At 66.7% G+C, this 15205-nt stretch carries 19 protein-coding genes; 14 read left to right on the top strand and 5 right to left on the bottom strand.

What is annotated here, in order from left to right; genetic code table 11:
• Positions 1–73: 73 nt before the first annotated feature.
• Positions 74–541, bottom strand: coding sequence for a DMT family transporter (locus ACO6VM_RS18985; protein WP_258705060.1), 468 nt, complete (start codon positions 539–541; stop codon positions 74–76).
• Positions 542–632: 91 nt separating this feature from the next.
• Here ACO6VM_RS18985 and ACO6VM_RS18980 point away from each other — a divergent pair, with 91 nt between their 5' ends.
• From ACO6VM_RS18980 to ACO6VM_RS18965, 4 genes are all read left to right on the top strand, one after another.
• A complete protein-coding gene (locus tag ACO6VM_RS18980) occupies positions 633–1553 on the top strand; it encodes a LysR family transcriptional regulator (protein ID WP_401059881.1) in 921 nt (306 codons plus the stop codon).
• A 33-nt stretch (positions 1554–1586) separates the two neighbouring features.
• Positions 1587–1973, top strand: a complete 387-nt coding sequence (locus ACO6VM_RS18975; RefSeq protein WP_401059883.1) for a lysozyme inhibitor LprI family protein — start codon at positions 1587–1589, stop codon at positions 1971–1973.
• A 140-nt stretch (positions 1974–2113) separates the two neighbouring features.
• Positions 2114–2554 carry a Panacea domain-containing protein gene (locus tag ACO6VM_RS18970; RefSeq protein WP_223277165.1) on the top strand — a complete coding sequence of 147 codons (441 nt, stop codon included), beginning with the start codon at positions 2114–2116 and terminating at the stop codon, positions 2552–2554.
• Positions 2555–2557: 3 nt separating this feature from the next.
• On the top strand, positions 2558–2974 hold the full coding sequence (locus ACO6VM_RS18965; RefSeq protein ID WP_401059885.1) for a hypothetical protein: 417 nt from the start codon (positions 2558–2560) through the stop codon (positions 2972–2974).
• 99 nt (positions 2975–3073) lie between these two features.
• Here ACO6VM_RS18965 and mnmH read toward each other — a convergent pair whose 3' ends face one another.
• On the bottom strand, positions 3074–4180 hold the full coding sequence (gene mnmH / locus ACO6VM_RS18960; RefSeq protein ID WP_401059887.1) for a tRNA 2-selenouridine(34) synthase MnmH: 1107 nt from the start codon (positions 4178–4180) through the stop codon (positions 3074–3076).
• Positions 4180–5214: a selenide, water dikinase SelD gene (gene selD, locus ACO6VM_RS18955; RefSeq protein WP_401059889.1), complete on the bottom strand. Its 1035-nt coding sequence runs from the start codon at positions 5212–5214 to the stop codon at positions 4180–4182. The genes mnmH and selD overlap by 1 nt, the downstream gene beginning before the upstream one ends.
• Positions 5215–5336: 122 nt before the next feature.
• Between selD and ACO6VM_RS18950 the strand changes: the two genes are divergently transcribed.
• The 4 genes from ACO6VM_RS18950 to phnE are packed head-to-tail and all read left to right on the top strand — an operon-like array spanning position 5337 to position 8567.
• Positions 5337–6191, top strand: a complete 855-nt coding sequence (locus ACO6VM_RS18950) for a putative selenate ABC transporter substrate-binding protein (protein ID WP_422403649.1) — start codon at positions 5337–5339, stop codon at positions 6189–6191.
• A complete protein-coding gene (locus tag ACO6VM_RS18945) occupies positions 6188–6982 on the top strand; it encodes a phosphonate ABC transporter ATP-binding protein (RefSeq protein WP_422403648.1) in 795 nt (264 codons plus the stop codon). The genes ACO6VM_RS18950 and ACO6VM_RS18945 overlap by 4 nt, the downstream gene beginning before the upstream one ends.
• Positions 6976–7803, top strand: a complete 828-nt coding sequence (locus ACO6VM_RS18940; RefSeq protein WP_422403647.1) for a PhnE/PtxC family ABC transporter permease — start codon at positions 6976–6978, stop codon at positions 7801–7803. Before ACO6VM_RS18945 ends, ACO6VM_RS18940 begins: the two co-directional genes overlap by 7 nt.
• The gene (phnE, locus tag ACO6VM_RS18935; protein WP_422403646.1) at positions 7800–8567 is read left to right on the top strand and encodes a phosphonate ABC transporter, permease protein PhnE; all 768 of its coding nucleotides are present in this window, start codon (positions 7800–7802) and stop codon (positions 8565–8567) included. Before ACO6VM_RS18940 ends, phnE begins: the two co-directional genes overlap by 4 nt.
• A 3-nt stretch (positions 8568–8570) precedes the next feature.
• Here the strand turns inward: phnE and ACO6VM_RS18930 are convergent, their stop codons facing one another.
• The gene (locus tag ACO6VM_RS18930) at positions 8571–9359 is read right to left on the bottom strand and encodes a lysophospholipid acyltransferase family protein (protein ID WP_422403645.1); all 789 of its coding nucleotides are present in this window, start codon (positions 9357–9359) and stop codon (positions 8571–8573) included.
• Entirely contained in the window at positions 9359–10114 is a 756-nt protein-coding gene (gene olsB, locus ACO6VM_RS18925; protein ID WP_110994904.1) for an L-ornithine N(alpha)-acyltransferase, read from the bottom strand. Before olsB ends, ACO6VM_RS18930 begins: the two co-directional genes overlap by 1 nt.
• A 144-nt stretch (positions 10115–10258) precedes the next feature.
• Here olsB and ACO6VM_RS18920 point away from each other — a divergent pair, with 144 nt between their 5' ends.
• The 6 genes from ACO6VM_RS18920 to ACO6VM_RS18895 all read left to right on the top strand — a co-directional run bounded on the left by ACO6VM_RS18920 (position 10259) and on the right by ACO6VM_RS18895 (position 15137).
• Entirely contained in the window at positions 10259–11146 is an 888-nt protein-coding gene (locus ACO6VM_RS18920; protein ID WP_422403644.1) for an acyl-CoA dehydrogenase, read from the top strand.
• Positions 11147–11317: 171 nt separating this feature from the next.
• Positions 11318–12394 (top strand): serine hydrolase domain-containing protein, encoded by a 1077-nt coding sequence (locus tag ACO6VM_RS18915; RefSeq protein WP_401059901.1) that lies wholly within the window; start codon positions 11318–11320, stop codon positions 12392–12394.
• Positions 12391–12687, top strand: a complete 297-nt coding sequence (locus ACO6VM_RS18910; RefSeq protein WP_401059903.1) for an amidase — start codon at positions 12391–12393, stop codon at positions 12685–12687. Before ACO6VM_RS18915 ends, ACO6VM_RS18910 begins: the two co-directional genes overlap by 4 nt.
• Positions 12688–12731: 44 nt before the next feature.
• The gene (locus ACO6VM_RS18905; protein ID WP_401059905.1) at positions 12732–13325 is read left to right on the top strand and encodes a YceI family protein; all 594 of its coding nucleotides are present in this window, start codon (positions 12732–12734) and stop codon (positions 13323–13325) included.
• 1 nt (position 13326) lies between these two features.
• Complete coding sequence (locus ACO6VM_RS18900) at positions 13327–14484, top strand: phosphatidylserine/phosphatidylglycerophosphate/cardiolipin synthase family protein (protein WP_347149271.1); 1158 nt, start codon at positions 13327–13329, stop codon at positions 14482–14484.
• 74 nt (positions 14485–14558) lie between these two features.
• Complete coding sequence (locus ACO6VM_RS18895) at positions 14559–15137, top strand: DJ-1/PfpI family protein (protein WP_401059907.1); 579 nt, start codon at positions 14559–14561, stop codon at positions 15135–15137.
• Positions 15138–15205 lie beyond the last annotated feature (68 nt).

Genomic DNA, 15205 nt, shown 5'->3' with positions numbered 1-15205 from the left:
GGGACGCGTTGGGGGAGAGGCCCCGGTCCGAAGGGGGAGAAAAGGGGGGGGGGGGGTTTTCTCCCCCCGCGATTCAACGCACCGTCCCCCACTGCACCACCAGCATCCCCACCACGATCATCCCCACCCCCGCCAGGCGCAGCAGGTTGACTGGCCGTTCCGGCAACCCCATCAGGCCGAACTGGTCGATCAACAGCGACGACAGCACTTGCCCGGCCACCACGCAGACGATGAACCCGGCAGCGCCAAGGCGTGGTGTCAGCACCAGCGCCGCAGTGATGTAGAGCACCCCGGCAACCCCACCGAACCACGCCCACCACGGGGCCTGGGCGAGGTTGTGCAACTGCGGCAGCGGCGCACGCATCAGCAGCAGAGCGGGTACCAGCATCAGCAGGCTGACCAGCAACGACACCCCCGCCGCCCATAACGGATGCCCCAGCAAGCGCCCAAGGGCGGCGTTGCTGCCTGCCTGGAAGGGCACGGCGGCGCCGGCGAGCAGGGCGATCAGCAAGGGCAGGGCGGCAAAAAGGCTGTTGGGCATGGTGTCTACTCCTGTGCGAAACACTGGTATCAGTCTGTGATATGCACTTGAATGATGGAAATTCGAATTCTGTAAAGGCTGTATTCGCCACATGGATGATTTGCGCCGCATCGACCTCAACCTGTTGCTCACCCTGCATGCCTTGCTCAGCGAGCGGCATGTCTCGCGGGCGGCTCTGCGCCTGCACCGCAGCCAACCGGCGGTAAGCCACGCGCTGGCCCAGCTACGTGAGATTTTCGCCGACCCGTTGCTGGTTCGCCGGGGCGGCGGGTTACAACTGAGCGCCCGTGCCGAAGCCCTGCGCGAGCCTTTGCAACAGGCGCTGCAACAGCTCGATGGCCTGCTCGGCAGCCCCGGCTTCGAGCCGGGCCGGGCGCGCCGCACCTTCCGCCTGGCGATGTCGGACTACGGCGCGCGGGTGGTGCTGCCGGCGTTGATGCGGCTGTTGCGCGAGCAGGCGCCGGGCATCGACCTGGTGGTGTCTCAGGGCAGCCGCGAGGCGATGCTCGGGCAACTGATCGATGGCGAGACCGACCTGGCGCTGGGTGTTTTCCCCGAGTTGCCTGCCGAGGTTTGCGAGCAAGTGCTGTTCGAGGAGTCGTTCGTCTGCCTGGCCGACCGTGGCACGCTACCGCCGCGCGGCGGGCTGGACTTTGCCCAGTGGCTGGCCCGCCCCCATGTGCTGGTGGCGGTGCGCCCGGGGATCGACAACGAAATCGACCTGGCCCTTGGCGTGCTCGGTGCGCGTCGCCGCATCGCCCTCAGCCTGCCGCACTGGGGGGCCGCCCAGGGGCTGCTCGCCGGTACCGACCTGGTGCTCACGGTGGCCCGCCGCAGCCTGCTGGGCGCCCGCCTGGACCCCGCCTTGCGCCAGTTCCCGCCACCGCTGGCGATCGCGCCATTCACGTTCTGCCAGGCCTGGCATTCGCGCCGCGAGGGGGATGCCGGGCACCGTTGGCTGCGCAGGCAACTTCAGACTTTGTGTACGGCCACGGCGTTGGCCGAGTGCTAGGCTGTGGGCCGATCACCCGTGAAAGGATTACCCATGTTCAAGCGTTATCTGCTTGCCGGCAGCACCCTGCTGGCCATCACTGCGGCCCAGGCCGAAGACTACTCGCCCAGCTACACCCAGTGCATGGACAAGGCTTCCAGCACCCTGGCCATGGGCGCCTGCATCCAGGCCGAGACCAAATTGCAGGATGAGCGCCTGAACCGTGTCTACAAGCAATTGATGGCCAAGCTGGAGGGCCAGCAGCAGAAGGACCTGCGCGAGGTGCAACGCAGCTGGATCAAATACCGCGACGGCAACTGCGCGTTCCACGGCACCTTGAGCAGCGGCAGCCTCTACCGCATCGAAGGGGCGATGTGCGTGATGGACATGAGCAAGGACCGCGCGGCGGAGCTGGAGCGGGTGCTCAGCCCGGGGCAGTGAGGCAGCATCAGCTTACAGATTGGTGTTGTCACAACCCCTCCTGCGGGTTTCATCAATGCGCTATGAGCTGTATTTTTGTACAGCCCCGGCAGGGCAACGATTGCTCTGCCGGGATGGCTCATTACCTATGGGAGGGCGTCATGCCTGACAGCATCGATGTCGCCAATCACTTCCTCACGCTGGAAGGTGAGGCCGGCGAAATCTCCAATCTCAAGCTACAGAAGCTGGTCTATTACGCTCAGGGTTTCAGCCTGGCGCTGCTTGGCAAGCCACTGTTCGAGGACCGTATCGAAGCCTGGATGCATGGCCCGGTAGTGCCTGAGCTGTACCGCTGTTTCAGCCAGCATGGTTCCAACCCCATCCCCGCACCGGCTCTGTTCAAACCCACGATGTTCTCCCGCGAGCAGTCGCGGCTGATCGCAGAGGTGTTCGAAGTGTATGGCCAATATTCCGCCTGGAAGCTTCGTCAGTTAACCCACGAGGAAGACCCTTGGCGGGACAACTATCGGGAGGGCGCATTCAGCCGGGAAATACCTCGGCACGAGATGGAGCGGTATTTCAGGAACCACCTGGTGAATTGAACCATGGCACGCAAGCGTATCAAGGAACGAGACGCACACAGCGCCCAGATCAAAGCGCGGCAAGTCGCTTCCGGTGTGGATGACTCCGAGTTGAAGCCCCCGGTTTTTTCTTTGGAGTACCTGCAACCGGGATGGTGCATTGAAGATTGCCAGCAACTGGAGCGCGCCAAGATGCTGCAGAGGCTGCGCCAGCTCAGCCAGCGCACCTGGCGGGACATCCGGCAATTACACCGACACGGCTACGGAACCGAGACCATCGCCCATGGCAGCATCAAGGCTGCACTGCCCTCATTCCTTACCGAGGATGTTCGACTGTTGGCGTTCAGGGCCTATGACTTGGTGGCGATGGTCGGCTATCGCAGTGGCCGGGTATTTCATGTGATCTGGATTGATCGACAGTTCAAACTCTATAACCACTGATGTCTGCGGCCTTCGCGGGTCAAGCCCGCTCCCACAGGTACCGCACAAGTCTTGAGGTCACGCGGTCGGTGTGGGAGCCGGCTTGCCGGCGAAGCGTCCTTAGTGCTGCCCGCGCCGGGCCCGGGCCTTGAGGTACTCGCGTACTTCCCGTGCATCCCCGGCAAACTCGATGCGCCCGGCCTTGGCGTCGCGCTGGTAGGCGTACATCGGGTCGTAGTATTCCTTGAGCAACCCTTCGATCCAGCCCCGGTGCAGGCTCACGTCACCGCTGCGCAATTGCTCGTCGAGGGCCTGGCCAAGCAGCGCGGACAACCGCTGAAAACGCTCGCCACCCAGGCGCTTGTGGATGTTGGCCATGCTCTGGCGCAGGCGTTCGGCATACAGCCTGCGGCCGTCTTCTTCACCGTGCACCGCAACGAACTCGGCGCACAGGTTGGTCACGTAATCGCGCAGGATACGCGCCACGCGGCTGTCGAAACTGTCTTCCAGCCACACCAGCGGGTAGTGCTGCATGCCTTGGTAGAGTTCCAGTGGCACGGTGCAGCTGCCCACGATGCGGCCCTCGTCTTCCAGCACGAACTGGCCGATGCCCCGGTCGCGCTTTTTCAACACATCGATGGCCAATGCGTTCTCGAAGTCGATCTGCGCCGGTTGCGCGGTGGCGCGTTTGCCGAAGCTGGAACCGCGGTGGTTGGCATGGCCTTCGAGGTCCAGCACGTTGTCCAGCTGGTGCAGCACGTCGGTCTTGCCGGTGCCGGTGAGGCCGCCCAGCAGCACGAAGTCGCACTGCTCGACCGCCTGCTGGGTGGTTTCCAGCAGCAGGGTGCGCATGGCTTTGTAGCCACCAACCACCTTGGGGTAGTGGATGCCGGCTTCCTTGAGCCAGCCCTGGACGATCTGCGAGCGCAGGCCGCCACGGAAGCAATACAGGTAGCCGTCGGGGTGGGCCTGGGCGAACGCCGCCCAGGCTTGCAGGCGTTGCGCTTTCACCGCGCCGTTGACCAACTGGTGGCCAAGGGTGATGGCGGCGGCCTGGCCCTGCTGCTTGTAGCAGGTGCCGACCTTCTGCCGCTCCTGGTCGGTCATCAGCGGCAGGTTGACCACGCCGGGGAAGGCGCCTTTGTTGAATTCGACCGGGGCGCGCATGTCCATCATCGGCACGTCGTCGAGGAACAGCTGTTTCAGGTGGGTGCAGTCGGGGCGCATCAAATCACCTCGACTGCGTGGCTCTGTCGCTCCACCAGTTCACCGATCGGTGCCAGTGCGAGGTTCAGTTCGGCGGCCACCGCCAGGAACTCGGCTTCGCCTTCAGGGCTGACCGCCACCAGCAGGCCACCGCTGGTTTGCGGGTCGCACAACAGGTGCTTCTGGTCGTCGCTGAGGGCGCCGATCTTGTGCCCATAGCTTTCGTAATTGCGCAGCGTGCCGCCGGGGATGCAGCCTTCGGCCAGGTAGTGGTCGACGCTGGGCAGGCGTGGCACGGCGGCGAACTGCAGGCGTGCGGTGAGCTTGCTGCCTTCGGCGACTTCGACCAGGTGGCCGAGCAGGCCGAAGCCGGTGACGTCGGTCATGGCTTTGACGCCGTCGAGCTTGCCGAAGCGGCTGCCTGGGGTGTTGAGGGTGCACATCCAGTCGCGGGCCAGGCCACGGTCCTGGTCACGCAACTTGGCTTTCTTCTCGGCGGTGGTGAGGATGCCGATGCCCAGCGGTTTGGTCAGGTACAGGCGGCAACCAACGCTGGCGGTGTCGTTGCGCTTGAGGTGGCGCTTGCTCACCACACCGGTGACGGCCAGGCCGAAGATCGGCTCGGGGGCGTCGATGGAGTGGCCGCCGGCCAGCGGGATGCCGGCTTCGGCGCACACGGCGCGGCCGCCGCGGATCACTTCGCGGGCCACCTCCGGCGGCAGCACGTTGACCGGCCAGCCGAGGATGGCGATGGCCATCAGCGGGTCGCCGCCCATGGCATAGATGTCGCTGATGGCGTTGGTGGCGGCGATGCGGCCGAAGTCGTAGGGGTCGTCGACGATGGGCATGAAGAAGTCGGTGGTCGAGACCACGCCGCGTTCGTCGTCCAGGGCGTACACGGCGGCGTCGTCGCGCGAGGCGTTGCCGACCCACAGCTTGGGGTCCAGGGTCTGGGTGCCGCTCTCGGCGAGGATCACGTCCAGCACCTTGGGGGAGATCTTGCAGCCACAACCGGCGCCGTGGCTGTACTGGGTCAGACGAATCGGCTCGCTCATACGCACCTCTGCACAAATAGTGGCGCGATTGTAGCAAAGCTGGCCTTTGCGCCAGCGGCTCTTATAATTCCACTGCGTCGGCCATCGCCGCACCTTCCCCGCTATTGAACCGGAGAACCCCCATGCTCAAACGCCCTCTGGCACTCGCTGCCGGCCTCGTGCTGTCCTGCTGCGCCGTCGTTGCCCAGGCCGCCGATGTACTGCGGGTCAGCGCCATCCCCGATGAAGCGCCGACCGAACTGCTGCGCAAGTTCAAGCCGCTGGGCGAATACCTCGAGAAGCAGTTGGGGATGGAGGTCAAGTTCGTCCCGGTCGCCGACTACCCGGCGGTGGTCGAGTCGCTGGCCAGCAACCGCCTGGACCTGGCCTGGCTGGGGGGCTTCACCTTCGTCCAGGTGCACCTCAAGGACCCGACCGCCACCCCGCTGGTGCAGCGTGAGCAGGACGCCCAGTTCACCAGCAAGTTCATCACCGCCAACCCCGAGGTGAAGAGCCTCAAAGACCTCAAGGGCAAGACCTTCGCCTTCGGCTCGATCTCGTCCACCTCCGGCAGCCTGATGCCGCGCTACTTCATGTTGAAAGAAGACAACATCAAGCCGGAGGACTACTTCAGCCGCGTTGCCTACTCCGGTGCCCACGATGCCACCGTGGCCTGGGTGGCGGCCGGCAAGGTCGATGGCGGCGTGCTCAACGCGAGCGTGTGGCAGAAGCTGGTCGATGCCGGCAAGGTCGATACCAGCAAGGTGAAAGTGTTCGCCACCACCCCGACCTACTACGACTACAACTGGACCGTGCGCGGCAACATGGACCCGGCGCTCAAGGAAAAGATCAAGCAGGCCTTCCTCGCCCTCGACCCGGCCAAGCCTGAGCAGAAGGCGATCCTCGACCTGCAGGCCGCCAGCCGCTTCATCGAGACCAAGCTCGAGAACTACCAGGGCACCGAGCAAGCCGCGCGCGAGGCCGGCCTGCTCAAGTGAGTATCCGTCTGCAAGGGGCCGGCCTGCGCCATGGCCAGGTCCAGGCCCTGCACGCGGTCGACCTGCGTATCGAAACGGGCGAGCGGGTAGCGATCATCGGCCCGTCCGGGGCGGGCAAATCCAGCCTGCTGCACTTGATGGCCACGGCGGTGCAACCCAGCGCCGGGCGCCTGGATCTGCTGGGAATGCAACCCTGGGCCCTGTCGGCAGGCGCCCGCCAGCACCTGCGTGCGCGGGTGGCGCTGGTGCACCAGGCGCCACCGCTGCCGCCGCGCCAGCGGGTGGTGACGGCGGTACTGGCCGGGCGCCTGGGGCAGTGGAGCACCTTGCGTGGCCTGCTCAACCTGCTGCACCCGGGCGATGTGCCTGGGGTGCGCCAGGTGCTGGCCGAACTGGGCCTGGCGGACAAGCTGTTCGTGCAGTGCGGGCAGTTGTCCGGTGGCCAGTTGCAGCGGGTCGGTATCGCCCGGGCGCTGTATCAGCAGCCGCAGGTACTGCTGGCCGACGAGCCGGTGTCGGCGATGGACCCGGTGCTGGCTGATCACAGCCTGACACTGCTCAACCGCCATGCCGTGGCCCAGGGCGTGACGCTGGTGGCCAGCCTGCATGCGGTGGAGCTGGCGTTAGCGCACTTTCCGCGGGTGGTCGGTATCCGCGAGGGCCAGGTGGCTTTCGACTGCCCGGCCACGGCGGTGACCCAGGGCCTGCTCGATGCGCTCTATGCCAACGAACAGCTTGGGTCACCTGTTGCCCCAGGCTCGACCCTGACGGTACAGATCCCGCGATGCTGAACACTGACGCCCGCGATCCGGCGGCGCTGCCGCGTCTGCTGGTGACGCTGCTGTGCCTGGCTTTGCTGTGGCCAGGGTTGCAGCTGAGCGAATTGAACCCCGGTGTGTTGCTGCAGGCAGAAAACCGTCAGCAGATGGCCAGCTTCGTCGCGGGCTTCTGGCCGCCGGCCCATGACCGCGAATTCCTCGGCCTGCTGTGGCAGGCCACGTTGCAGACCTTGGCCGTGGCTACCGCCGGCATGACCCTGGCACTGCTGCTGGCAGTGCCGGCCAGCTTGCTGGCGAGCCGTGCGCTGTCGCTGCGTGCGGCGTCCCGGGGCGGCCGGGCAGGCAGCTGGTCGCGCACCCTGCGGCTGCCGGTGCGGGGGCTGCTGGTGTTCCTGCGCAGCGTGCCGGAGATCGTCTGGGCGCTGTTGTTCGTGCGCGCCGTGGGCCTGGGGCCGACCGCCGGGGTGCTGGCCATCGCCATCACCTACAGCGGCATGCTGGGCAAGGTCTATGCGGAGATCTTCGAGTCGGTCGACCAGCGCCCGGCCCACGCCCTGATGCAAGCCGGCAGCGGGCGGCTGGCGGCATTCTGCTACGGCATCCTGCCCAATGCGGCGGCCGAAGTGGTGTCGTACACCGTGTACCGCTGGGAGTGCGCGGTGCGTGCCTCGGTGGTGATGGGCTTCGTCGGCGCCGGCGGCCTGGGGCAGCAGATCGACTTGTCGATGCGCATGTTCGCCGGCGCCGAGGTGGCGAGCATGCTGCTGGCGTTCCTGGCGCTGGTGACCCTCGCCGATATCCTCAGCCGCCTGCTGCGCGGGAGGTTGGCATGAACCGGGCGATCAACCTGCTGGTGCTGCTGGCGATCGTTGCCGCGGTGCTGGCCTCGTTCGCCTACCTTGAGCTGGACATACAGGCCGTGGTCGGCAATGGCGGGTTGGCGCAGATGGGCGAGTACGCCGGGCGCTTCCTGGCTCCGGACCTGTCCGCAGGGCATCTGCGCGCGGTGGGCTGGGGCGCTTTGGAAACCCTGGCCATGTCCGGGCTGGGCACCTTGCTGGCGATGGCCCTCGGCCTGCTGCTGGCACTGCCCGCCGCTGGCCGGTTCGGTTGGCCGCTGCAGGGGGCGACGCGGTTGCTGCTCAATGCGCTGCGGGCAATCCCTGAACTGGTCTGGGCAGCGCTGACCGTGCTGGCTGCAGGGCTGGGGCCGAATGCCGGGACCCTGGCTTTGGCGCTGCACACCGCCGGCGTGCTCGGCCGCCTGTTCGCCGAAGCGCTGGAGAACGCGCCGCCTGAACCGGCGGCGGCGATCCGCCTGCAGGGCGGCAGCCAGGTGGCGGCGTTCTGCTTTGGTACCTTGCCCAACCTGTGGCCGCAGTTGCTGGCGTACAGCCTGTACCGCTGGGAGAACAACATCCGCATGGCCAGCGTGCTGGGCTTCGTCGGCGCAGGCGGCTTGGGGCAGATGCTCTACACCACCCTGAGCCTGTTCCAGGAGGCCCAGGCCAGCACGGTGATCATCGCCATGTTGGTGCTGGTGCTGCTGGTGGATGCCTTCAGCGACCTGGTGCGCCAGCGCTACGTGCGCGCCTGAACCTCAGGCCGCACGCGCCTGGCGTCGCGGCGCCGCTTCTACCGGCTCGGCGCCGAACAGTGCCAGCTGAATCGCCTGCTGGGCCTGGAAGGCCAGCGCGGCGCGTTCCTTGTCGGCGCTGGTGACCGGCGCCAGCAAGTGGATCACCACTTCGCCACGCTCCTGGCCGAACAGGCGCATCAGGTGCGACACCAGGTCGTCCTCGCCAATGAACGGGGCGATAGGGTCCGGCATGCCTGCGCGCAAGTACTGGATTGCCACCGGCTGCAAGGGGGTGCCGTGGTCGATGGCACCGGCCAGCAGGCGGCCATGGAAGGTACGCAGGCTGCGGCCATCGGTGGTGGTGCCTTCGGGGAAGATCAGCAGCGGTTGCTGCTGCTCCAGCTGGCCGCTGATCTGTTCGCGCAGGCGCTGGCCGTCGCCACCGCCACGGCGGATGAACAGGGTGCCGGCCTTCTCGGCCAGCCAGCCGGCTACTGGCCAGTGGCGCACTTCGGCCTTGGACAGGAACGACAGCGGGGTGAGCATGCCGAGCAGTGGGATATCGGTCCAGGACACGTGGTTGCTGACCCACAGCATTGGCCGTTGCGGCAAGGTGCCGAGCACCCGCACCTCGAAGGGCAAGGCACCGACCAGGCGCTGCATGAACATGCGCGTCCAGCGCTGGCGGCGTTCGAGCGAGGCCTTGAGCCCCAGGCGTTCGCCAACGGCGATCAGGCTGGCCAGGCCTAAGCCCAGCGCCAGGACCATGAACAACCGCAGCAGGCGGGCGCAGGCCCGCAGGCGCGGCATCAGACTGCCGCCTTGAAGTGGCGGGCGTAGCGCGGGCAGAGGTCGTCGCGCTTGAGCAGGATGAACACGTCGGCGACCTGGAAATCCTCGTCCCAGCACGGCTCCCCGCAGATCTTCGCGCCCAGGCGCATGTAGGCCTTGAGCAGCGGCGGCATCTCGGTGATGACGTTGCCGGGGATATCCAGGCTGGGCAGCGGGTTCTTCGGTTCGGCGCGCAGGTGTTCGGTGCACAGGTAGCGGTCGCGCAGGCGCTGCATGATCGCGTGGGCCTGCACGCCGCCATCCTGCATGGGGATGCTGGCGCAGCCCATCAGGTAGCTGTAACGGCCTTCGTTGAGCACCTCTGCCAGCTCGCCCCAGAGCACGGCGATGGTGCCGCCGTTGCGGTAGTCGGCATCGACGCAGGTGCGGCCCAGTTCCAGGATTGGGCCTTGCAGTTGCAGCAGGCCGTGCAGGCGGAACTCTTCTTCGCTGTAGAAGCGCCCCAGGCTGCTGGCGGCCTGGTGGTCGAGCAGGCGGGTGGTGGCCACCAACTGGCCGGTGGCCAGGTCACGCACGCCGATGTGGCGGCAGTGGATGTCGTAGTCGTCCATGTCCAGGCCCTGTTCGGCGCCCTTGAGCTTGGCCTTGAATTCGGCGCTGAACACCTTGTAGCGCAGGGCCTGTGCTTCCTGCAGGGCCGCCTCGCCAACCAGGCGTTCGGCTTGCAGACGGCGTTCAGGGCTGTTGTCGCCAGAGCGAGCGATCCGAGTCATTGCGAGTCTCCATAAGCCAGCCAAAGGGTTGCGGCCGGTCGGCTTTGTTGTGCAAAGTCAGCCTAGGTAGGGGTGGTGTCACCCCTGTGAACCTTTGGTGATGCTTGCGTGACACCCCCACAAGCCCTCTTCAAGGAGCGTCCGATGGCCTGGTTGCAACGACTCAACGACCCGCTGCGGCATCCGCTGGCGGCCACCCTTGGTGAAACCTACGCGGCATTGCTCGAACGCCTTGGGGGCGTCAGCCCGTTCGAACTGGCGGTGCTCGGCGGGCGGGCCATGGCCACGCCGGGGCTGGCGTTCCTGGTCGGCTACCAGGCCGCTTTGCGTGTGCTCTGGCCCAGCGCCCCGGCCAGCCTCGGCGCCTTGTGCGCCACCGAGCGGCGCAGCGTGCGCCCGGCCGACATGCACACCCGCCTCGACGGCCTGCGCCTGACCGGCAGCAAGGACTTCGTCACCGCCGGGCTGGATGCCGAATGGCTGCTGGTGGCGGCGCGCAGCGAGCAGCCCGGTGAGGCGGTACGGTTGCAGCTGGCGGTGGTCTACCCCGGTGAGCCGGGGGTGACCGTGGAGGCCTTGCCGACCTTGCCGCTGATGCCCGAGGTGGGGCATGGGCGTGTGCGCCTGGACGAGGCGGCCTGCGAGCTGCTGGCCGGCGACGGCTGGGATGCCTACGTCAAACCCTTCCGCTCCCTAGAAGACCTCTATGTGCTCGCCGCGCTGGTGGCCTGGCTGCATGGCGTGGCCCAGGAGTGCGCGTGGCCGCAGCCGTTGCGCCTGCGTTTGATCGGCTTGCTCGCCGGCTGTGCCGAAGGCAGTCGGCAGTGTGCGGACAGTGTTGCCTGTCACCTGTTGCTGGGCGGGTTGTTTGCGCAGTTCGAGAGCCTGCGCGCCGAGATCGACAAGGCCTTTGGCAACGGGCCTGGCCACTGGGCGCAGCTGTGGCAGCGCGACCAGGGGGTGTTGGCGCTGGCCAGTGCTGCCCGGGAAAAGCGCCTGGGCAAGGCCTGGAGCGCCGCAGGACTGTCATGAAAGCCTGAGAGGCTTGATTCATTTGCAAGGCCATCGCGGGGCAAGCCCGCTCCCACGCAGGGTTGGACTGCCCCCGAGAAGTTGGACGCCAATCCAACCTGTGGGGCCAGTCCATATCGTGGGAGCGGGCTTGCCCCGCGATAGGTCGCAAAGCAGCCGAAGGCAATCACAATGAAGGCAATACTGCTGGCCTTGGCCATGGTTATTGGCCCTGTCTGGGCCGAGGACTGGCCCACCTTGGATTGGCCGGTCGACAAAACCGCCATCGACTGGCAAGCCGTCGACACCTACGCCTTCCCGCCACGCACCACCGACCGCAGCGGCGTCCGCACCGACGCACTGCTGATCATCCGCGATGGCCGCATCATCCATGAGCGCTACACCGCCCCGACCCGCGCCGACACCCCGCACCTGACCTGGTCGGTGAGCAAGAGCGTGCTGGCGACGGTGATGGGCGTAGCCTTCGGCGAAGGCCGCTTCAAGCTCGATGAGCCTGCCGCCCGCTATTACCCGCCCTTGCGGCAACATCCCGAACTGCGGCTGCGCGACCTGCTGCACTGGGCCAGTGGCCTGGCCTGGCAGGAGGACTACGAATACGCACCGCTCAAGTCATCGGTGGTGGCCATGCTCTACACCCGTGGCCGCGCCGACATGGCGGCCTTCACCGCGGCCATGCCCGCCGCCAGCACGCCCGGTCAGCGCTTTGTCTACTCCAGCGGAGACAGCAATCTGCTGGCCGCCACCTTGCGTGGCATGCTCGACGCCGGCCAGTACGAGGACTATCCCTGGCAGGCGCTGTTTACCCCGCTGGGCATCGACAGCGCGGTGTGGGAGCGCGATGACGCCGGCACCCTGGTCGGTTCCTCTTACCTGTACCTGAGCGCTCGCGACCTGGCGCGCATCGGCCTGTTGATGCAGCGCGACGGGCGTTGGGGCAAGCGGCAGTTGTTGCCCGCCGACTGGGTGGCGTTCAACCGCGCCCTGTTCGCGCAGGCCGAGCCGATCCCCGGTGAGGCCAACCCAGGTGGCCACTGGTGGCTCAATCAGCCGCTACTTGGCCAACCCTTGCCCTGGCCTGCCGCACCGGCGGATACCTTCGCGGCCCTCGGCCATTGGGGCCAGGCCCTGTACGTGTTGCCGGCGCAGAAGCTGGTGATCGTGCGCTACGCCGATGATCGCGACGGTAGTTACAGCCATAACGAGATGCTCAAGCGCGTGCTGGCCGCACTGGCCGGGGAGGGGGCATGAAGCGGATTGCCCTGCTACTGCTAGTGGCCCTGCTGGCCTGGGCCTGGCACGAACGCCAGGCGTTGGCGGACTTCCCCGGCATCCTCTCGGCCTACTCGGCCAAGGAATACTGTTCGTGCCGCTTCGTCATGGGCCTCGACCAGGCGTACTGCCGGGGTTACGTCAAGCAGTGGCTGCCTCTGGGCCTGCTGGAAGAGGACGGCGCTGCTCGCCGGGTCACCGCCGAAGGCCTGGGCCGGCGCAGCCTGGCGGCCTGGCAGGGCGCGCGCGCGGGCTGCCGCTTGCTGCCGTGAAACCGTGCGGTTAAGGTTGACGGCCTTGTGTAACAGGATTTCACATGTTCAAGCCGTCCCGTGTTCTGCCCTCGCTGCTGCTGCCGCTGTTCCTGGCCGCTGGCTTGCCCGCCCATGCCAACTGGCACCTCGATGGCGAGTCGTCGCGGCTGTCCTTCGTCACCGGCAAGAATGGCAACATCGCCGAAGTGAACCGTTTCCTGGTGCTGCATGGCACGGTCGATCGCAAGGGCGCGGCCGAGGTGAGCATCGAGATGGACTCGGTCAGCAGCGGCATCCCGTTGCGCGACGAGCGCCTGCGTGACGAACTGTTCGACGTAGAGCGCTTCGCCGACGGCAAGGTGCAGGCGCAGATCGACCTGCGCCCGATCAACGACCTGGCCAACGGTGCCCAGCTCGAGCTGCGCCTGCCGGTGAGCGTCACCCTGCATGGCCAGACCCACAACTACGACACCCTGTTGCTGGCCACGCGCCTGGACGAACGGCGCTTCCAGGTGGTGACCCTGGAGCCGCTGGTGCTGCGTGCCGATCACTTCGGCCTGCTGCCGGGGCTGGACAAGCTGCGCAAGCTTGCCGGGCTCAAGTCGATCAACCCGTCGGTGCCGGTGAGTGCGGTGCTGATCTTCAACGCCCGCTGACATGCCGGGGCCGGTCTTCCCCTGGCGGGATGGCAACCAGTTCGAACTGTTGATCGACGGCCCCGAATTCTTTCCGCGCATGCTGCTGGCCATCGTGCGCGCCGAGTTCCAGGTTGACCTGGAGCTGTACCTGGTCGAAGGCGGCGCCTGCGCCGAGGCGGTGGTGGATGCCCTCGAGCAGGCCGCCCGACGTGGCGTGCGGGTACGCTGCCTGTTCGATGACTACGGCTCGCTGGCGTTCCCGACGGCCCTGCGCCAACGGTTGCTGGCGGCCGGCGTCTACCTGCGCTGGTACAACCGCCTGCGCTGGCGCCGGGGCTTGCGCAACCTGTACCGCGATCACCGCAAGTTGCTGCTGGTGGACGAGCGCTGGGCGGTGGTCGGCGGCACCGGCGTGACCGACGATTTCTGGCAGCCCGGCGAAGCCACCAGCGAATGGCACGAGGTCATGGTGGGTATCCAGGGGCCATTGGTCGGCGACTGGCAACTGCTGTTCGACCGTCAATGGACCGCCAACCAGCGGCGTACCGCCTGGCGCCCACCCGAAGGCTTTGGCCTGCCGCGCTTGCCGCAGGTGCCGGCGCAGGGGCAGGGCATGGGCCGGGTGGCCTATGCCGATGCCCGCCAGCACAAGGACATCCTGCATGCGCTGGTGCGCGCATTGAACAGCGGCCAGCAGCGTATCTGGCTGGCCACCCCGTACTTTTTGCCCACGTTCAGCGTGCGCCGCTCGTTGCGCCGCGCCGCGCAGAAGGGCGTCGATGTGCGCCTGCTGCTTACCGGCCCGCGCACCGACCACCCGGCGGTGCGCTACGCCGGCCACCGTTATTACCCGCGGTTGCTGCGCGCCGGGGTGCGGATCTTCGAATACCAGCCGTGCTTCCTGCACCTGAAGATGGTGCTGGTGGACGACTGGGTCAGTGTCGGCTCGTGCAACTTCGACCACTGGAACCTGCGCTTCAACCTCGAAGCCAACGTCGAAGCACTCGACCCGCCGCTGACCGCCGCCGTGGCCGCCAGCTTCGAGCGCGATTTCGCCCAGAGCCAGGAGGTCGACCTGGCCCGCTGGCACGCCCGCCCGTTGTGGCGGCGGGTGCAGCAGCGGCTGTGGGGCTGGCTGGATAGGCTGGTAGCCAACCTGCTCAATCGACGCGACTAGTCGCTTATATCGCTGACTGGCAAAGCGGACTATCGTGCAGGGATTGTTCCCATACAACGGAAGGAGTGGATGCGATGACGGCGAAGAAAATTCTCATGCTGGTCGGTGACTACGTCGAAGACTACGAGGTGATGGTGCCGTTCCAGGCCTTGGCCATGGTGGGCCATACCGTCCATGCGGTATGCCCGGAGAAGATCGCGGGGCAGACCGTGCGCACGGCGATCCACGACTTCGAGGGCGAACAGACCTACAGCGAGAAGCCCGGGCACAACTTCGCCCTGAACTACGACTTCGTCCAGGTACGGGCCGAAAGCTATGACGCGCTGCTGATCCCTGGCGGGCGAGCACCGGAGTACCTGCGCCTGAATGACAAAGTGCTGGAGCTGGTGCGGGCGTTCGACCAGGCGGGCAAGCCGATTGCCGCGGTGTGCCATGGCGCGCAGTTGCTGGCGGCGGCCGGGGTGCTGGAAGGTCGCGAGTGCAGCGCCTACCCGGCCTGCGCGCCGGAAGTGCGGCTGGCGGGTGGGACATTCATCGATATCGCGGTGGACCAGGCGCATGTGGAAGGCAACCTGGTGACCGCGCCGGCGTGGCCTGCTCATCCGGCTTGGCTGGCGGCGTTTCTCAAGGTGCTGGGGACGCGTATCCAGTGAAAATGTCATCGCGGGGCAAGCCCGCTCCCATGAAAGCGGCGATTCGTGGGAGCGGGCTTGCCCCGCGA

The organism is Pseudomonas sp. GZD-209 (genome assembly GCF_049310485.1).
Lineage (GTDB): Bacteria > Pseudomonadota > Gammaproteobacteria > Pseudomonadales > Pseudomonadaceae > Aquipseudomonas > Aquipseudomonas sichuanensis.
The sequence above is the reverse complement of the archived record's forward strand: the minus strand, read 5'-3'. Positions and strand labels throughout refer to the sequence as shown.